We start from the raw sequence: 13,993 nt of genomic DNA, 5'->3' as shown, positions 1-13,993 counted from the left end.
GTATCTACCCAACCATGGTCAGGAGAGGCGAAAGTTCATGTAAGTATTGTCAACTGGTGTAAAGCCAAACCGGGTAAATACTATTTAGATGATGAGGTAGTTAGCAGAATTAATTCTTCTTTGAAATCTAGTATTGATGTTTCTCAAGCTGTGCGGTTAAAAGCTAACTTGAATAAATGCTTTCAAGGGGTGATACCTAACGGGAAAGGGTTTTTAGTGACAGAGGAAAAGGTAAAGGAATGGATAAAAGCGAATGGGAAAAATCAAGAGGTATTAAAACTATTTTCCATGGGTGCAAACCTGGCGCAAAATCCCCATGGTAAACCAGAGCGGTGGATTATTGATTTTAATGATATGAGTATTGAAGATGCGAGTGAGTATCAATTACCTTTTGAGCATATTAAAATCAATGTCAAGCCAGAAAGAGATAATAACCGTAGAGATGTTACCAGATTGAATTGGTGGAAATATGGCGAAAAAAGACCAGCTATGAGAAAAGCCATTTCATCTTTATCTTATTACTTTGCAGTTCCCGAAGTATCAAAATGGGCAATTTTTATTCCATGTCCTTTTGAATGGCTACCAGGTAATAAAACTAAAGTTGTTGTGTCTGATGATTTTTATATTTTGGGAATTTTAACATCTAACATTCATCGTACTTGGATGCACGCGCAAAAATCAACCTTAAAAGCAGATATTGCTTACACACATAATACCTGCTTTGAAACCTTTCCCTTTCCCCAGACAGCAACAGGGGAGATAGTCGAAAAAATCCGAGCCAAAACCGTAGAACTCCACGAATATCGGACTCAACAAATGGACTCTAAAAACTGGGGAATCACCACATTATATAATAAATTCTACAACGAACCCAGCAGCAAACTATCTAAACTCCATCAACAACTAGATAAACTAGTCATAGAAGCCTATAAATTTACCCCTGAAGATGACATTTTAGAGCAACTCTTAAAATTAAACCAACAGCTAGGAAAAAAAGAAAGCCAGAATCAAAAGGTAATTGGACCCGAAGCAGTTAATTAAAATATTGTCAACAAACACCACATCTTTACCCCACCCTAACCCTCCCCTTGTAAGAGGATGGGACTGGATTTAAGGAATTAAATGGGGTGATAAATAGGTGAATATGTGGTGAAAATTACGGCTGAAAACTTATCAAACAACCTCTAAATTATCCATAACTCAAACTTAACCACTACTAACAAACCAATTCTCAAGTGTTAAATCATTAAAAGACTGAAAATCGGAAACATTATTAGTTACCAAAATTAAATTATTACTGTAAGCAATACTCGCAATTTGACCATCAACAAAAGCCGGGGTTTTGCCAATCTTAGATAGTCTAGCCCTTTCTTGGGAGTGCCACTGTGCAGCTTTTAAATCATAATTTAGAATTGTCATTTTTAAAGGTATTTGATTAATATATTCCAGCAACAATCGACGTTTTTGTGATTGCACCAAACGTAAACAACCAAATAAAAGTTCGTGCATTACAACCGAAGCAGTCGCAATCTCTAATTGATGATCAGTCAGTTTTTTAACTACATTAACATTAGGAGTTTGACGAGTGGCTTCTGAAATAATATTTGTATCCAATAAATACTTGATAGTCAAAATTCAACATCCCTACCGACAGAGAGATCGCGCAAATCCGCAAAATCTGCATCATCAAAAGTAATATTCTCCTGCTGCATCCTTTCTCTAAATTGTAAAGTCATATCCCAAAAACCCTCACCCCCTGTTGGTACATCCTCTTTTTCTGCTACATCCTCCAGGATAGATGTGATTTCTTCTTCCAAAGTCCGTTGATGACTCTGGGCTAGACGTTTGAGTTTTTCTATAACAATGGGATTAAGCCGTTTCAAGATAACTTGAGTCATATTTATTCATCTCCTTATAAACTAGAAAAACAGAATCAACAGGTAATCAGATCCCACCCAACAAAATAAAACATCTTCCCAAAAAACACCTTTGCGAACCTTTGCGCCTACTTAGCGACCTTTGCGTTTAAACACCGTACAGGCGATCGCCCCCACAGACACCCTCAGATCCCCGACTTCTAGATAAATTATGGTGGGGTGTCTATGATTATGTGAGAAGTCCGGGATCTTACCCCCCCACAGACATCCAAAGATCCCCGACTTCTAGCTAAATTATCCTAGACTATCTCTAATTATGTGAGAAGTCGGGGATCTAAACTTACCCAAAGTGGATTAATGTATAACATAGTAATTCATCACACCACCTAGGGTATACCCACCAAATATGTATTATTTGTAGAATTTATCCAAATTACAAAACTTCCCTACCCAAATACACCTGTAAAGCTTCCGGTATTTTCACAGTACCATCCGGCTGCTGGTAATTTTCTAAAATTGCCGCCATAGTTCTGCCCACAGCCAACCCGGAACCATTCAAAGTATGAACATACTGAGTTCCTTTTTTCCCAGATTCCTTAAAGCGAATATCCGCCCTACGGGCTTGAAAATCTACACAATTAGAGCAACTAGAAATTTCTCGATACTTACCAGAAGATGGTAACCATACTTCTAAATCATAGGTTTTTGTAGAACCAAAACCCAAATCACCCGTACAAAGATTAATCACCCGGTAAGGCAATTTCAAAGCCTGTAAAATTGCCTCTGCATTCACAATCAATTTTTCTAATTCCTCAAAAGAAGAACTAGGATGAACAACCTTCACCAACTCCACCTTATTGAATTGATGCAGACGAATTAACCCCCGCATATCCCGCCCATAGCTTCCCGCTTCCCGACGGAAACAAGGAGTATAAGCACAATGATAAATAGGTAAATCTTCCGCTGCTAAAATTTCTCCCCGGTAAAGATTAGTAACGGGAACTTCTGCTGTGGGTATTAACCATAATTCATCATCAGCACATTTAAAGCTTTCTTCAGCAAACTTTGGTAACTGACCCGTCCCGGTTAAAGCCTCAGTATTCACTAACAAAGGTGGACTAACTTCTATATAACCCGCTGCGGTTTGCATCTTCAGCATAAACTGAATTAATGCCCTTTCCAAGGCAGCACCCGCACCGACTAAAGTGACAAATCGGCTTTGAGCAACTTTCACCGCCCGCTCAAAGTTGAGTATACCCAATTTTTCGCCGATTTCCCAATGAGGCAGAATATTCGGGTTTTGGGGTAGATATTCATCACCCCAGCGCCGCACTTCAATGTTTTCTTCTTCACTCTTACCAATGGGCGTAGAATCGCTCGGTAAATTGGGAAGTGCTAGCAGGAGTTGGTCAATTTCGAGTTTTAAAGCCCTCTCCTGGGGTTCGAGTTCACCTAATTGAACTTTGAGGGCGTTACCTTCATCCCGCAAGGCTTGAATTTCTGGAGATTGAGGATTTACACCAGCTTTAATTTTTTGCCCTACCAGTTTACCAATTTCATTACTGCGAGCCTGAAGTTGACTACGTTTCCCTTCTAGTTCTCGCTGTTGCTTGTCTAACTGTAATATGGGTTCGATATCGTATTTACCACTACGACTATTCAAGCGTTGTTGAATTAATTGGGGATTTTCCCGTATTTGCTTAATATCCAGCACAGATTTTTCTCGGTTGCCTAGGGACTTATTGCCAAAACATCAGCATATACTGATTTTGGCTTCCTAGCACAGGAATTGCCAAGACAAAATCCCCCCTGGTTATTTTAGCCTCAGCTGCGGGTAATGCGATTCAGTAACCATATTGATACTGCTAGCCCAGCGAAGTGGGCGGAAACGGTGTTAATATTTGCCTGGACTACCAGCATATCTAAACCGCTAATAATTCGCGTGGGGTCAAATAATTGAGTAGTTGCAGCTTGGGGGGATATCGATCTGGCTACCAATGTCCCCACAATGGCTTGCGAGCCTAACAATGTGACCAGCATTCCCAGTAAATTAATCCATAGTCCCAAGCGTAATACTTCTAGGGTCTCACTTTTGCGCGGGCGGTTTTTGGGGTTGGGGGATTGCAATTGATTACCAATTATGGTATAGCGATAAGCTAAGTAAATACCACCACCTAAAATCAGAATTCCGCAAACTGCTAGAAATACACCAAATCCTGTACCGGGGTTATTATTGGCGCTATTGGGGCGCTGACTAAAGATGGCAAACAGCAGGACAATAATGGCAGAAACAACACCTAGCACTAATTGCACCCAGAAGCTAATCCAACCCGTAAACCGGAAGTTTTTAGCAATAGCCTGGACAGTAGAGGAGGATGATGGAGTGTCAGGGTTTTGTGACATATTGGTACTAATCTCAGTGAAAAATTGTTAAATTTAATTAAAGTCAGTGAAAGGGTTACCCCTCCCACTGATGTGCAAAACTGTATAATTAATGGCTTTTACACTCTGTTTTAGTGGTTATTGAACCATTTTTCACAGAGGGCAGTTTTATAAGGTAATGGTATAACTATCGTGCAGCGATTTCACATACACGCGATCGCAGCGCGTCGTTTCCACCCCTGTCGCGGGTTGATAACCATTGCTTTCATACAACTTGACCGCCTCCACCAAAATACTGGCGGTCTCAATCCAAATTTGCTCAAAACCACGGGAGGCGATCGCTGCTTCTAGCTCTTGTAACAAATATCTTCCCAGTCCTAAACCCCTGACACTGGATAAAAGATACATTTTGCGGATTTCTACAGCATTCTGACCCCGTTGGATGGGGTAGTATGCTCCCGTACCTACTAGCTGATTTTGGTGTTCAATTACCCAGAACTCACCTCCGGTGGTTAAGTAAAATTCCTCAACTTGCAGCACATCTTTGTCTGCGCCCTGGGGTTCCCAACCCAGACCGTATTCTGATAATACATAACTGACAACAGAAGCGGCTCTGGTGCGATCGCCTATTTCCCAGTTACGAATCAAAAAATCTTGATAATATTTTCTCATTGGCTCAGGCTCGCACAGAAAATTTTTCTGGATCTATCTTCAATTTACTCAGTTAATAACCTTGATAGGAGACTTTGACCTTGGGATATTAACCAGATAGCATCTACATAACACAGATAAGCAGACTCTTCACAGATTAAAAGGTCACAAACCACCAATGTCGCAGTTTTATTTTGATACAGAAAACAACGGTCGTAAATCCTTTGAATTACCAGGTGCTAAACCTCACTACAACCCCGACCGACCTGGACAAGTAGAGCATATTGTTCTGGATCTGTGGTTAGATATTCCTCACCAAAGTTACCACGGTACTTGCAGCATTCGCCTATCACCAATTCGCAGTGGTATTAACCGCTTGACTTTGGATGCTGTCAACCTCAAGATTGAGTCTGTTTATGTAGACCAGATATCACAAACTTTTGACTATAACGGTGAACAGCTGTTTATTCAACTGTCTCAACCCACACAGATTGGTCAGCATTTATTGATTGCGATCGCCTACTCAGTAGAAAAACCCCAACGCGGCATATACTTTATTCAACCAGACCCATACTATCCCCACAAGCCCACCCAAGTTTGGACTCAAGGGGAAGATGAAGACTCTCGTTTCTGGTTTCCCTGTTTTGACTATCCCGGACAACTTTCTACCTCAGAAATTCGGGTGCGGGTTCCCAAAAATTTAATGGCTATTTCTAACGGCGAACTCATTGACACCCAAGAGCATGGGGAAGACAAAATCTACCATTGGTCACAAAAGCAGATTCATCCTACCTACTTAATGACCTTAGCAGTCGGTGATTTTGCCGAGATTTATGACCATTGGCAAGATAAACCAGTGACATACTACGTAGAGCAGAGGAGAAAGGATGATGCTCAACGCAGCATGGGTAAAACTCCCCGGATGATGGAATTTCTCAGCGAAAAGTACGGTTATGCTTATCCTTTTCCTAAATATGCTCAAGTTTGTGTAGATGATTTCATCTTTGGGGGGATGGAAAATACTTCCACCACCCTCTTAACAGATAGATGTTTACTAGATGAACGCGCTGCTTTAGATAATCGCAACACAGAAAGTTTAGTTGTCCACGAATTAGCACACCAGTGGTTTGGTGATTTGCTGGTAATTAAACATTGGTCTCATGCTTGGATTAAGGAAGGTATGGCTTCCTATTCTGAGGTCATGTGGACCGAACATGAATATGGTGACCAAGAAGCGGCATACTATCGCTTATTGGAAGCTAGAAGTTACTTAAGTGAAGATAGCGATCGCTACCGTCGTCCCATGGTAACTCATGTTTACCGCGAAGCCATAGAGCTTTATGACCGTCATATCTACGAAAAAGGCTCTTGTGTTTATCACATGATCCGGGCCGAATTAGGAGAAGAATTATTTTGGCGCGCAATTCAAACCTTTGTCCGGGATAATGCCCATAAAACTGTAGAAACAGTAGACTTACTCAGAGCCATTGAAAAAGCCACGGGACGCAACTTAGCCTTTTTGTTTGACCAATATGTTTATCGTGGTGGTCACCCCGATTTTAAAATAGCTTACTCTTGGGATGGCGATGCTAATTTAGCCAAGGTGACCGTGACTCAAACCCAAGCAGACAAGAATGACAGTAAAGATTTATTTGACCTGAAAATTCCCATTGGTTTTGGTTATACCCAACCCGGTCAAACCGCACAACTCAATACTTTTACAGTGCGGGTGAATGAACGCGAACAAAGCTTTTACTTTCCCCTAGCAGAAAAACCCCAATTTGTCAGCTTTGATGTGGGGAATAATTTCTTGAAAACTGTTACCTTAGAATATTCAGTACCAGAGTTAAAAGCACAGTTAGAATTTGACCCCAACCCCATTTCTCGCATCTATGCAGCAGCAGCCTTGGCCAAGAAAGGGGGATTAGAAGCTACCATGGCACTGTCAAATGCACTGAGAAATGATTCATTTTGGGGTGTGCAGGTAGAAGCGGCTAAACAACTGGGGGAAATTAAGTTAGATCAAGCATTTGATGGCTTAGTACCAGGATTACAAGATGAAAATCCTTTTGTGCGCCGGGCGGTGGTAGAAGCATTGGCCACCATCAAAACCTATGACAGTTACAAAGCTGTGAAAAAATTACTGAAAAATGGTGACCCCAGTTACTACGTGGAAGCAGCAGCTAGTCGCGCTGTGGGGTGCATCGCATCCCTAAATTTGGCAGAAAAACCCAAGGAAGAAAAGGTAATTAAGCTACTAAAATCCGTTTTGGAAGAAAGGGCCGGTTGGAATGAAGTTGTCAGGAGTGGTGCAGTGGGTGGTTTGGCTGAACTCAAAACCTCCGAAGCTGCCTTAAACCTCCTACTAGAATATACCAAACTTGGTGTACCCCAACCTTTACGCCTGTCTACAATTCGGGCTTTAGGTAAGATTTCTGTAGGTCAAAGTCCGGCGAATTTAGAACGGATTCTAGCAAGATTAGGGGAACTAGCCAAAGAAACCTTCTTTTTAACTCAAGTGGCTGTGGTGGTGGCCTTGGGACAAATGGAAACCCCCAAAGCTATGGGAATTTTGCGATCGCTAGCTGACCAAGCCATAGATGGGCGTGTGCGCCGTTATGCTGAAGAAGAGATTTCCCAGGTGCAAAAAAATGTCGGTACTGACAACGCACTGCGCCAGATACGTGAGGAACTAGACCAAATCAAACAAGAAAATCAAGAACTGAAAAGTCGCTTGTCCGGTCTGGAAGCTAAATCTCACAGTCAGTAGTGATTAGTCATCCCATCAGTCTTAGAGGATGTTTGTCAAGTCATGATTAGTGTATCAACTATTGTTTGACCCCACCCTCACCTTTCCCTTTATAAGGGAAAGGTGATTGGATTTGATTGTTTGGGTTCCCGATTCCCGATTCCCGATTCCCGATTCCCTGTTCCCTGTTCCCTGTTCCCTGTTCCCTAAGATAAAAATCACCTGATAAAACTTATCAAACATCCTCTTAGCTGAAACAGCAAGAAGCCTCTAGTCTTACCGCGAAGGGGATTCTTGCTTCACTAAGACTCCAACGAATTTACCCGCGCTAACGAGCATATCCGCTAACAGCACGCATACTAGGCGATGTCAGTGAATGCTGAAGAGAAACTTAAAATTCTGCCCAATCACCAATTCTCGAATATTTGTACTTTTATGAAGTATAATTAAGGAAAAGATAAAAACATCTGGGCAAAGTGTAGGCTGTTTTACACCTGAAAAGGCCGCCGAGAACATGACCCAGAGAAAATTTAAATTCCCTAGTTTTTAATAAAAACTACCACAACTCCAAACTTACAATCTATTTGTAAATAGGGGTATAAAAAACAAAAGTATAGAATTCCCAGTTGAAGAGGTATGTAAAGGCGTGGGTCAGTATCAACCTGGTCAGCTACAACGCTACAATGCGGAGGCGATCGCTCGCCACTATGGTTATCGTCCCTGGCTTGGTTGGGGGCGAATGTTACAAATTATCTGGTCTTTTGCTGGCTTTATTTTGAGTCTCAAGTGGGACGAATGGCAAGATAAAGTTGAGCAAAACAAAGGTAAACGTGCTTCCCAGTTACGAGAACTACTTACTAGACTTGGCCCGACATTTATTAAAGTCGGTCAAGCCCTATCTACCCGGCCAGACTTAATCCGCAAGGATTTCTTAGAGGAACTGATCAAACTGCAAGACCAGTTACCACCTTTTGATAATGCGATCGCTTATCAAATCATTGAAACCGAGTTAGATAGACCAATTAGTGAAGTTTTTAGCGAATTATCCCCTAAACCAGTCGCTGCTGCTAGTTTAGGTCAAGTTTATCGTGGTCGTCTAGTAACTGGGGAAGAAGTGGCGGTGAAAGTGCAACGCCCCAACTTACGCCCAGTGATCACCCTAGACCTTTATTTGATGCGTTGGATGGCTGGATGGCTAGCGCCTTGGCTACCCCTGAATCTCGGTCACGATCTAACTTTAATTGTGGACGAGTTTGGCACCAAATTATTTGAAGAAATTGACTACATCAACGAAGGTCGTAACGCGGAAAAATTTGCCAGTAACTTTCGCAACGACCCACGGGTCAAAGTTCCGAGCATTTACTGGAGTTATACCAACACCCATGTTTTAACTCTCGAATGGATTAATGGCTTCAAACTCACTGATAGTGCCAGAATCAAACAAGCCGGTTTAGACCCAGAGGGAATCATCACAATTGGCGTAACTTCAGGACTACAACAGCTATTAGAACATGGTTTTTTCCATGCTGATCCCCATCCGGGGAATTTGTTCGCCATGCCTGATGGACGTATGGCTTACATTGATTTCGGCATGATGGACCAGCTCCAGGAAGTGACCAAAGAAACTTTAGTAGATGCCTTAGTGCATCTGGTGAACAAAGACTACGCCGATTTAGCCACAGATTTTGTCAATTTGGGTTTTCTGACACCAAATACAAATATTAGCCCAATTATCCCCGCATTAGAATCAGTCTTGGGAAATGCCATTGGCAAGAATGTCAATGAATTTAACTTTAAAACCATTACTGATGAATTCTCGGAATTGATGTATGAATATCCGTTTCGAGTTCCCGCCAAGTTTGCTTTGATTATTCGTTCTCTGGTAACTCAAGAAGGTATTGCCCTCAGCCTCAACCCTAATTTCAAAATTGTAGAAGTGGGTTATCCCTACATCGCACGACGACTACTAACTGGGGAATCTCCAGAATTAAGGCGGCGACTGTTGAACGTGTTGTTTAAAGATGGTCGCTTCCAGTGGCAACGCTTAGAGAACTTAATCCAAATCGCTCGTACTGACAGCAGCTTTGATGTATTACCTACCGCACAAATGGGAATACAATATTTACTGTCTGAGGAAGGTGGATTTCTCCGCCGTAAGTTGGTATTGGCACTCACTGAAGATGACCGCCTCCATACCGCAGAAGTTCAACGCCTGTGGGATCTTGTTAAAGATGACATCAAACCGAATCGGTTGTTAGATGCAGCCATGGGTATGTTGACCCAGTTATCTAGAGAAGGCGTAACGGCCATCATTCCCAAATCTGCTCTTGGTAATGTCGAATCCAAGGCTCAAAAATCCCAGGTTTAAGTTTTCTGCTGTATTACTTTTCCATATAAATTCGGAGTTTTCATGTACTATTACCCAGCAAACCCACCATATTTTCTACTCCTAATCGGCTTTTTGATGGCATTAACTTCTGGTATCGCTTTATCTGGCACACTAAAAGTAATAGTGCAGCAATGGCCAAAGAATAATTCCGAGGATACTAAATCTCCTTCCGCATTAAAAAAATTATTGGTACCATTTCTAGGAATTACTGCTGGTGTTTGTCTATTTCTCTCATCCGGTCTAGAGATATTTGGCTTTCCTTCTTTCTTGGCTTTGGCGGTGGGGTTACCAGTTAGTCTTTTGACTTGTGTACTGGTTTGGTTCCAGTTGGGAAGTATGCTAACTTTTGCCAAACGCGAAGGAATGCAAGCTCTAGATTTAGATTCTTAAGCATCACAGGATTTTTGGTTAATTAGACCCAACTGTAGAAACATTCCAAAAGTCTCTACAGTTTTTTATTTTTCACATAAGTTGATCTTAAAATAATCATAAAATAATAAATAAGTTTTTCACTGATTAATTTGGGCTTTGGCAAGTTGGGAGGGGTTGCACAGTGGCTGATGATAAAAGTACGGGAAGTCCAAAAAATGATGAGCAAGAGTTTTTTTGGCCTTTCTGGTTGACATTGCCACTCTACCCTTATGGCAAGCGCCAGACAATCCGTAAGGAAGTAGTTAAAGATACCATCTGGACCTTTGACCAACTACAGGGGATTTTTTACGTAGTTGTGCCGATTCGCATGACCGTAGTTAAGCTAGAACAGGGGGGTCTTTTAGTATATGCTCCCGTTGCGCCTACTCCAGAATGTCTGAGGCTGGTTGAAGAGTTAGTGGTAGAACATGGGGATGTTAAGTATATTATTTTGCCGACAATTTCAGGAGTAGAACACAAAGTGTTCGTCGGTCCTTTTGCTAGATGCTTCCCCAAAACACAGGTTTTTGTCGCCCCCCATCAATGGAGCTTTCCCCTAAATCTTCCCCTTACCTGGCTGGGCTTACCTGGTAACCGGACTCATATATTACCAGCACACAGCAGAAATACACCATTTGCTGACCAATTTGACTATGCAATTCTCGGCCCTATAGAACTCGGTCCGGGAAGATTTGCTGAGGTAGCATTTTTCGACAAGCGATCGCGCACCTTATTATTAACAGATTCTGTGGTATCTGTATCAGCAGAACCACCGGCGATCGCCCAATTAGATCCATATCCTTTGCTATTCCATGCCAAAGATAGGGCATCTGACATTATGACAGATAATCCCGTAAATCGCCGCAAGGGATGGCAACGTATTGCCTTATTTGCTTTGTACTTTCGTCCCAGTGTGCTAGAAATTCTCAGATGGAGTCAAGTCTGGCGTGAGGCGACTAAAGCCCCTAACCGCTCACCCAAAGCCTATTTTGGCTTATTTCCCTTTAAATGGCGCTCAGATTGGCAAAGCTCCTTTGAGCTACTTAGAGGTGAAGGTCGTTTATTTGTAGCACCAATTTTGCAGACACTAATTCTCAACCGCGCACCCAGAGCAACCCTGAACTGGGCTGACAAGGTGGGGAGTTGGGATTTTGAGCAGATTATTCCTTGTCATTTCGACGCACCCATCAAAGCACAGCCTGATAAATTTCGTCAAGCATTCTCTTTCCTAGAAAAGCATCCGCCTATCAGTGGGGAGAGTAATAGTTACCCTTTACCAGAAGAGGATTTTAAATTACTCAGAGAAATTGATCAAGGTTTAAAAAACAGTGGTATTGTGCCACCAGCACAGGAAAAAGTTTAATAACATCGTACCAAAGTTCAACTTTGGTACGAGATTCTGGTCATAGACAACAATGATTAGCCTGGTTGTACTCCGGGAACACCGTTTTGAACTACATATGTTGCTCGTTTGCTGATGGTACCAAATGGAGTTGTCACATTGGACATAACTAAATAATCTGTTGTCCAAGTTGTAGGAGTCAGTAAACAGCGAACATATCCCCGCTGACCATTGTAGAACTTAATATGTGGGTTATCCGGTAAGTAAGCTGCCACGTTGGGGGGGATGTCTGTTCCATTACCACCAGAGCTAATAGAAGTACATACAAATTCACTGCCAATGGTAGCAGAATTGGGGTCATCAAAATTAGTTTTCAGATCCATTGCCCAGTTGGAATGTACATCCCCAGCCAAGGATACAGGATTAGAAGGTTTACGCTCTGCAAGGAAATTCATCAAGCGATTGCGGGAAGCCAGATAAGCATCCCACTTGTCCATACTAAACGTTTGTCCTTCACCGGGTTGGAAATCCCGTTGTGCAATGGGTACTTGCTGGGCTAAAACATTCCACTTAGTCTGTGAACTGTCTAAACCCTCATATAACCAACTTTCCTGCCTTTCTCCGAGAATTGTAGCTTCTGGGTTTAAAACCTCATCACAACGTTCTTTTGTGCCATCACCACAGGGCTGGTCCGTACGATATTGGCGAGTATCTAAAACATGGAATGTGGCCAAGTTGCCGAAGGACAACCGACGGAACATCTGCATATCCGGTCCAATAGGTCGTGAGAAAGGCCGCAAAGGCATATGCTCATAGTAAACCTGATAAGCAATTGCTCGCCGTTGCAGAAAGATTTCTGGGTCTTGATCTGGTTCAGTATCAATTTGTGAAATGTTATTGGCGTAGTTGTTTTCCACCTCGTGGTCATCCCAAGTCACAATCCAAGGAAAAGCTGCATGGGCGGCTTGTAAATTGGGGTCGCTTTTATAGAGTCCGTAACGGTTGCGGTAGTCTTCTAAAGTGAAAATTTCTGAACCATTGTGTGGTCTAACAGCTGTGCTGGAAATTCCCCCTTCATAGATGTAGTCTCCCGTGTGTACCACCAAGTTGAGATCATCTTCTGCTAAATATTTATAGGCAGTGTAGTAACCTTGCTGATAGTTCTGGCAAGAGACAAAAGCAAATTTAAATTGATTCAAGTTGCTTTGTAGTGAAGGAGCGGTACGAGTACGACCAATGGGGCTTTCTTCTCTGCCGACAGTAAATTGATACCAGTACCAATTTTCCGGTTCCAGACCTGAAACTACAACTCGAACAGAATGGGCTAATTCCGGAGTTGCTACGATAGTACCTCTAGCTACAACTCGTCTCATGTCAGGATCTCTGGCTACTCGCCAGCGAACTGGGACGTTGGCAAGTGGCATTCCTCCCCCATTGAGAGGTTCAGGAGCTAGACGAGTCCAAATAACTACGCTGGTAGCATCAGGTTCACCAGATGCTACACCCAGCTTAAAAGGATAATCGGAAAATCTGCCCCTTGCCATAACTCGGTCATGGGAAAATTGACTGGCTAAGGTCAAACCAGTGAATGCTCCCGCCCCAATGATTAAGTTACGTCGTTTGATGCGATTACCCAAAAGCCGCTCAAAATTAAAGTAGTCTGCCATTGTGTTATTCCTGAGTAACAGGTAAATTTCAGCACAGAAGCATTCGACTTTAGAAAGATATGACAGGTTATGTGAACTCCATAACCACTTTTTTCCAGACAATCAGGCTGGAATTTTCATACTTATCTAATATTTCGATTGATTTAGATGCTTACTTTGCTAGCCTGACAATACTAGTTAGAGATTAATTCTGTCTGAAGAGAACGTTAAAAATAACTTAATTCTTCTATATTTGCGCCTTGGGCAATTAAAACTTGATTAAGAACAGTAACAATAGTAATTGCTGTTGAATATGGGTGAACATTTGCAGTAAAAGATAATTATACTTGAATAGGAGTCTTAAGTAATGCCGTCATCATAAAAACTGTATCCAGGATCGAAACCCATAAAATAGCTAAACAGCTATAAAATCAGTATAATTGCAGGAATCAACAGTAGTTGCTCACTGCTTAACAGACTCAACACATTCCTTAAATCAATTGATTTTTACCCAATTTTCTTCTATTCATCCCATAAACTTTTGAG

General features: G+C 42.0%; 11 protein-coding genes. 5 read left to right on the top strand and 6 right to left on the bottom strand.

The features are described 5' to 3' along the window. Positions 1-1,041 (top strand): type IIL restriction-modification enzyme MmeI (locus NWP21_RS06215; protein ID WP_348519757.1); only part of this gene is annotated, 1,041 nt, incomplete at its 5' end. A 165-nt stretch (positions 1,042-1,206) separates the two neighbouring features. Here the strand turns inward: NWP21_RS06215 and NWP21_RS06210 are convergent. From NWP21_RS06210 to NWP21_RS06190, 5 genes are all read right to left on the bottom strand, one after another. After that, positions 1,207-1,632 carry a type II toxin-antitoxin system VapC family toxin gene (locus tag NWP21_RS06210; RefSeq protein ID WP_280792008.1) on the bottom strand — a complete coding sequence of 142 codons (426 nt, stop codon included), beginning with the start codon at positions 1,630-1,632 and terminating at the stop codon, positions 1,207-1,209. Continuing rightward, the gene (locus tag NWP21_RS06205) at positions 1,629-1,898 is read right to left on the bottom strand and encodes a hypothetical protein (RefSeq protein WP_271763942.1); all 270 of its coding nucleotides are present in this window, start codon (positions 1,896-1,898) and stop codon (positions 1,629-1,631) included. Before NWP21_RS06205 ends, NWP21_RS06210 begins: the two co-directional genes overlap by 4 nt. 412 nt (positions 1,899-2,310) lie before the next feature. Further along, positions 2,311-3,591 (bottom strand): serine--tRNA ligase, encoded by a 1,281-nt coding sequence (gene serS, locus NWP21_RS06200; RefSeq protein WP_280792007.1) that lies wholly within the window; start codon positions 3,589-3,591, stop codon positions 2,311-2,313. Between the two features lie 110 nt (positions 3,592-3,701). Further along, positions 3,702-4,280: a DUF3611 family protein gene (locus NWP21_RS06195; RefSeq protein WP_280792006.1), complete on the bottom strand. Its 579-nt coding sequence runs from the start codon at positions 4,278-4,280 to the stop codon at positions 3,702-3,704. A gap of 147 nt (positions 4,281-4,427) precedes the next feature. Further along, positions 4,428-4,931: a GNAT family N-acetyltransferase gene (locus tag NWP21_RS06190; protein ID WP_280792005.1), complete on the bottom strand. Its 504-nt coding sequence runs from the start codon at positions 4,929-4,931 to the stop codon at positions 4,428-4,430. A gap of 157 nt (positions 4,932-5,088) precedes the next feature. On the opposite strand from NWP21_RS06190, the gene NWP21_RS06185 reads away from it, so the two are divergent. The 4 genes from NWP21_RS06185 (at position 5,089) to NWP21_RS06170 (ending at position 11,822) form a co-directional block, all read left to right on the top strand. Further along, the gene (locus tag NWP21_RS06185; protein ID WP_280792004.1) at positions 5,089-7,680 is read left to right on the top strand and encodes a M1 family metallopeptidase; all 2,592 of its coding nucleotides are present in this window, start codon (positions 5,089-5,091) and stop codon (positions 7,678-7,680) included. Positions 7,681-8,305: 625 nt separating this feature from the next. Continuing rightward, a complete protein-coding gene (locus NWP21_RS06180) occupies positions 8,306-10,027 on the top strand; it encodes an AarF/ABC1/UbiB kinase family protein (protein ID WP_271731248.1) in 1,722 nt (573 codons plus the stop codon). 42 nt (positions 10,028-10,069) lie between these two features. Continuing rightward, positions 10,070-10,438, top strand: a complete 369-nt coding sequence (locus NWP21_RS06175; RefSeq protein WP_271731247.1) for a hypothetical protein — start codon at positions 10,070-10,072, stop codon at positions 10,436-10,438. Between the two features lie 163 nt (positions 10,439-10,601). After that, positions 10,602-11,822 (top strand): DUF4336 domain-containing protein, encoded by a 1,221-nt coding sequence (locus NWP21_RS06170; protein WP_280792003.1) that lies wholly within the window; start codon positions 10,602-10,604, stop codon positions 11,820-11,822. A gap of 56 nt (positions 11,823-11,878) precedes the next feature. Here NWP21_RS06170 and NWP21_RS06165 read toward each other — a convergent pair whose 3' ends face one another. Then, positions 11,879-13,468 (bottom strand): alkaline phosphatase, encoded by a 1,590-nt coding sequence (locus tag NWP21_RS06165; RefSeq protein ID WP_271731244.1) that lies wholly within the window; start codon positions 13,466-13,468, stop codon positions 11,879-11,881. Between the last annotated feature and the right edge of the window lie 525 nt (positions 13,469-13,993).

The sequence above is a fragment of the Anabaenopsis sp. FSS-46 genome, assembly GCF_029891665.1.
In the GTDB taxonomy this organism is placed as follows: Bacteria; Cyanobacteriota; Cyanobacteriia; order Cyanobacteriales; family Nostocaceae; genus Anabaenopsis; species Anabaenopsis arnoldii.
The sequence above is the reverse complement of the archived record's forward strand: the minus strand, read 5'-3'. Positions and strand labels throughout refer to the sequence as shown.

What these genes read in the sequence shown, in the direction of transcription:
- NWP21_RS06185 (WP_280792004.1), top strand. Translation starts at nt 5,089, where the DNA reads ATGTCGCAGTTTTATTTTGATACAGAAAACAACGGTCGTAAATCCTTT.
- NWP21_RS06165 (WP_271731244.1), bottom strand. Translation starts at nt 13,468, where the DNA reads ATGGCAGACTACTTTAATTTTGAGCGGCTTTTGGGTAATCGCATCAAA.
- NWP21_RS06205 (WP_271763942.1), bottom strand. Translation starts at nt 1,898, where the DNA reads ATGACTCAAGTTATCTTGAAACGGCTTAATCCCATTGTTATAGAAAAA.
- NWP21_RS06195 (WP_280792006.1), bottom strand. Translation starts at nt 4,280, where the DNA reads ATGTCACAAAACCCTGACACTCCATCATCCTCCTCTACTGTCCAGGCT.
- NWP21_RS06175 (WP_271731247.1), top strand. Translation starts at nt 10,070, where the DNA reads ATGTACTATTACCCAGCAAACCCACCATATTTTCTACTCCTAATCGGC.
- NWP21_RS06190 (WP_280792005.1), bottom strand. Translation starts at nt 4,931, where the DNA reads ATGAGAAAATATTATCAAGATTTTTTGATTCGTAACTGGGAAATAGGC.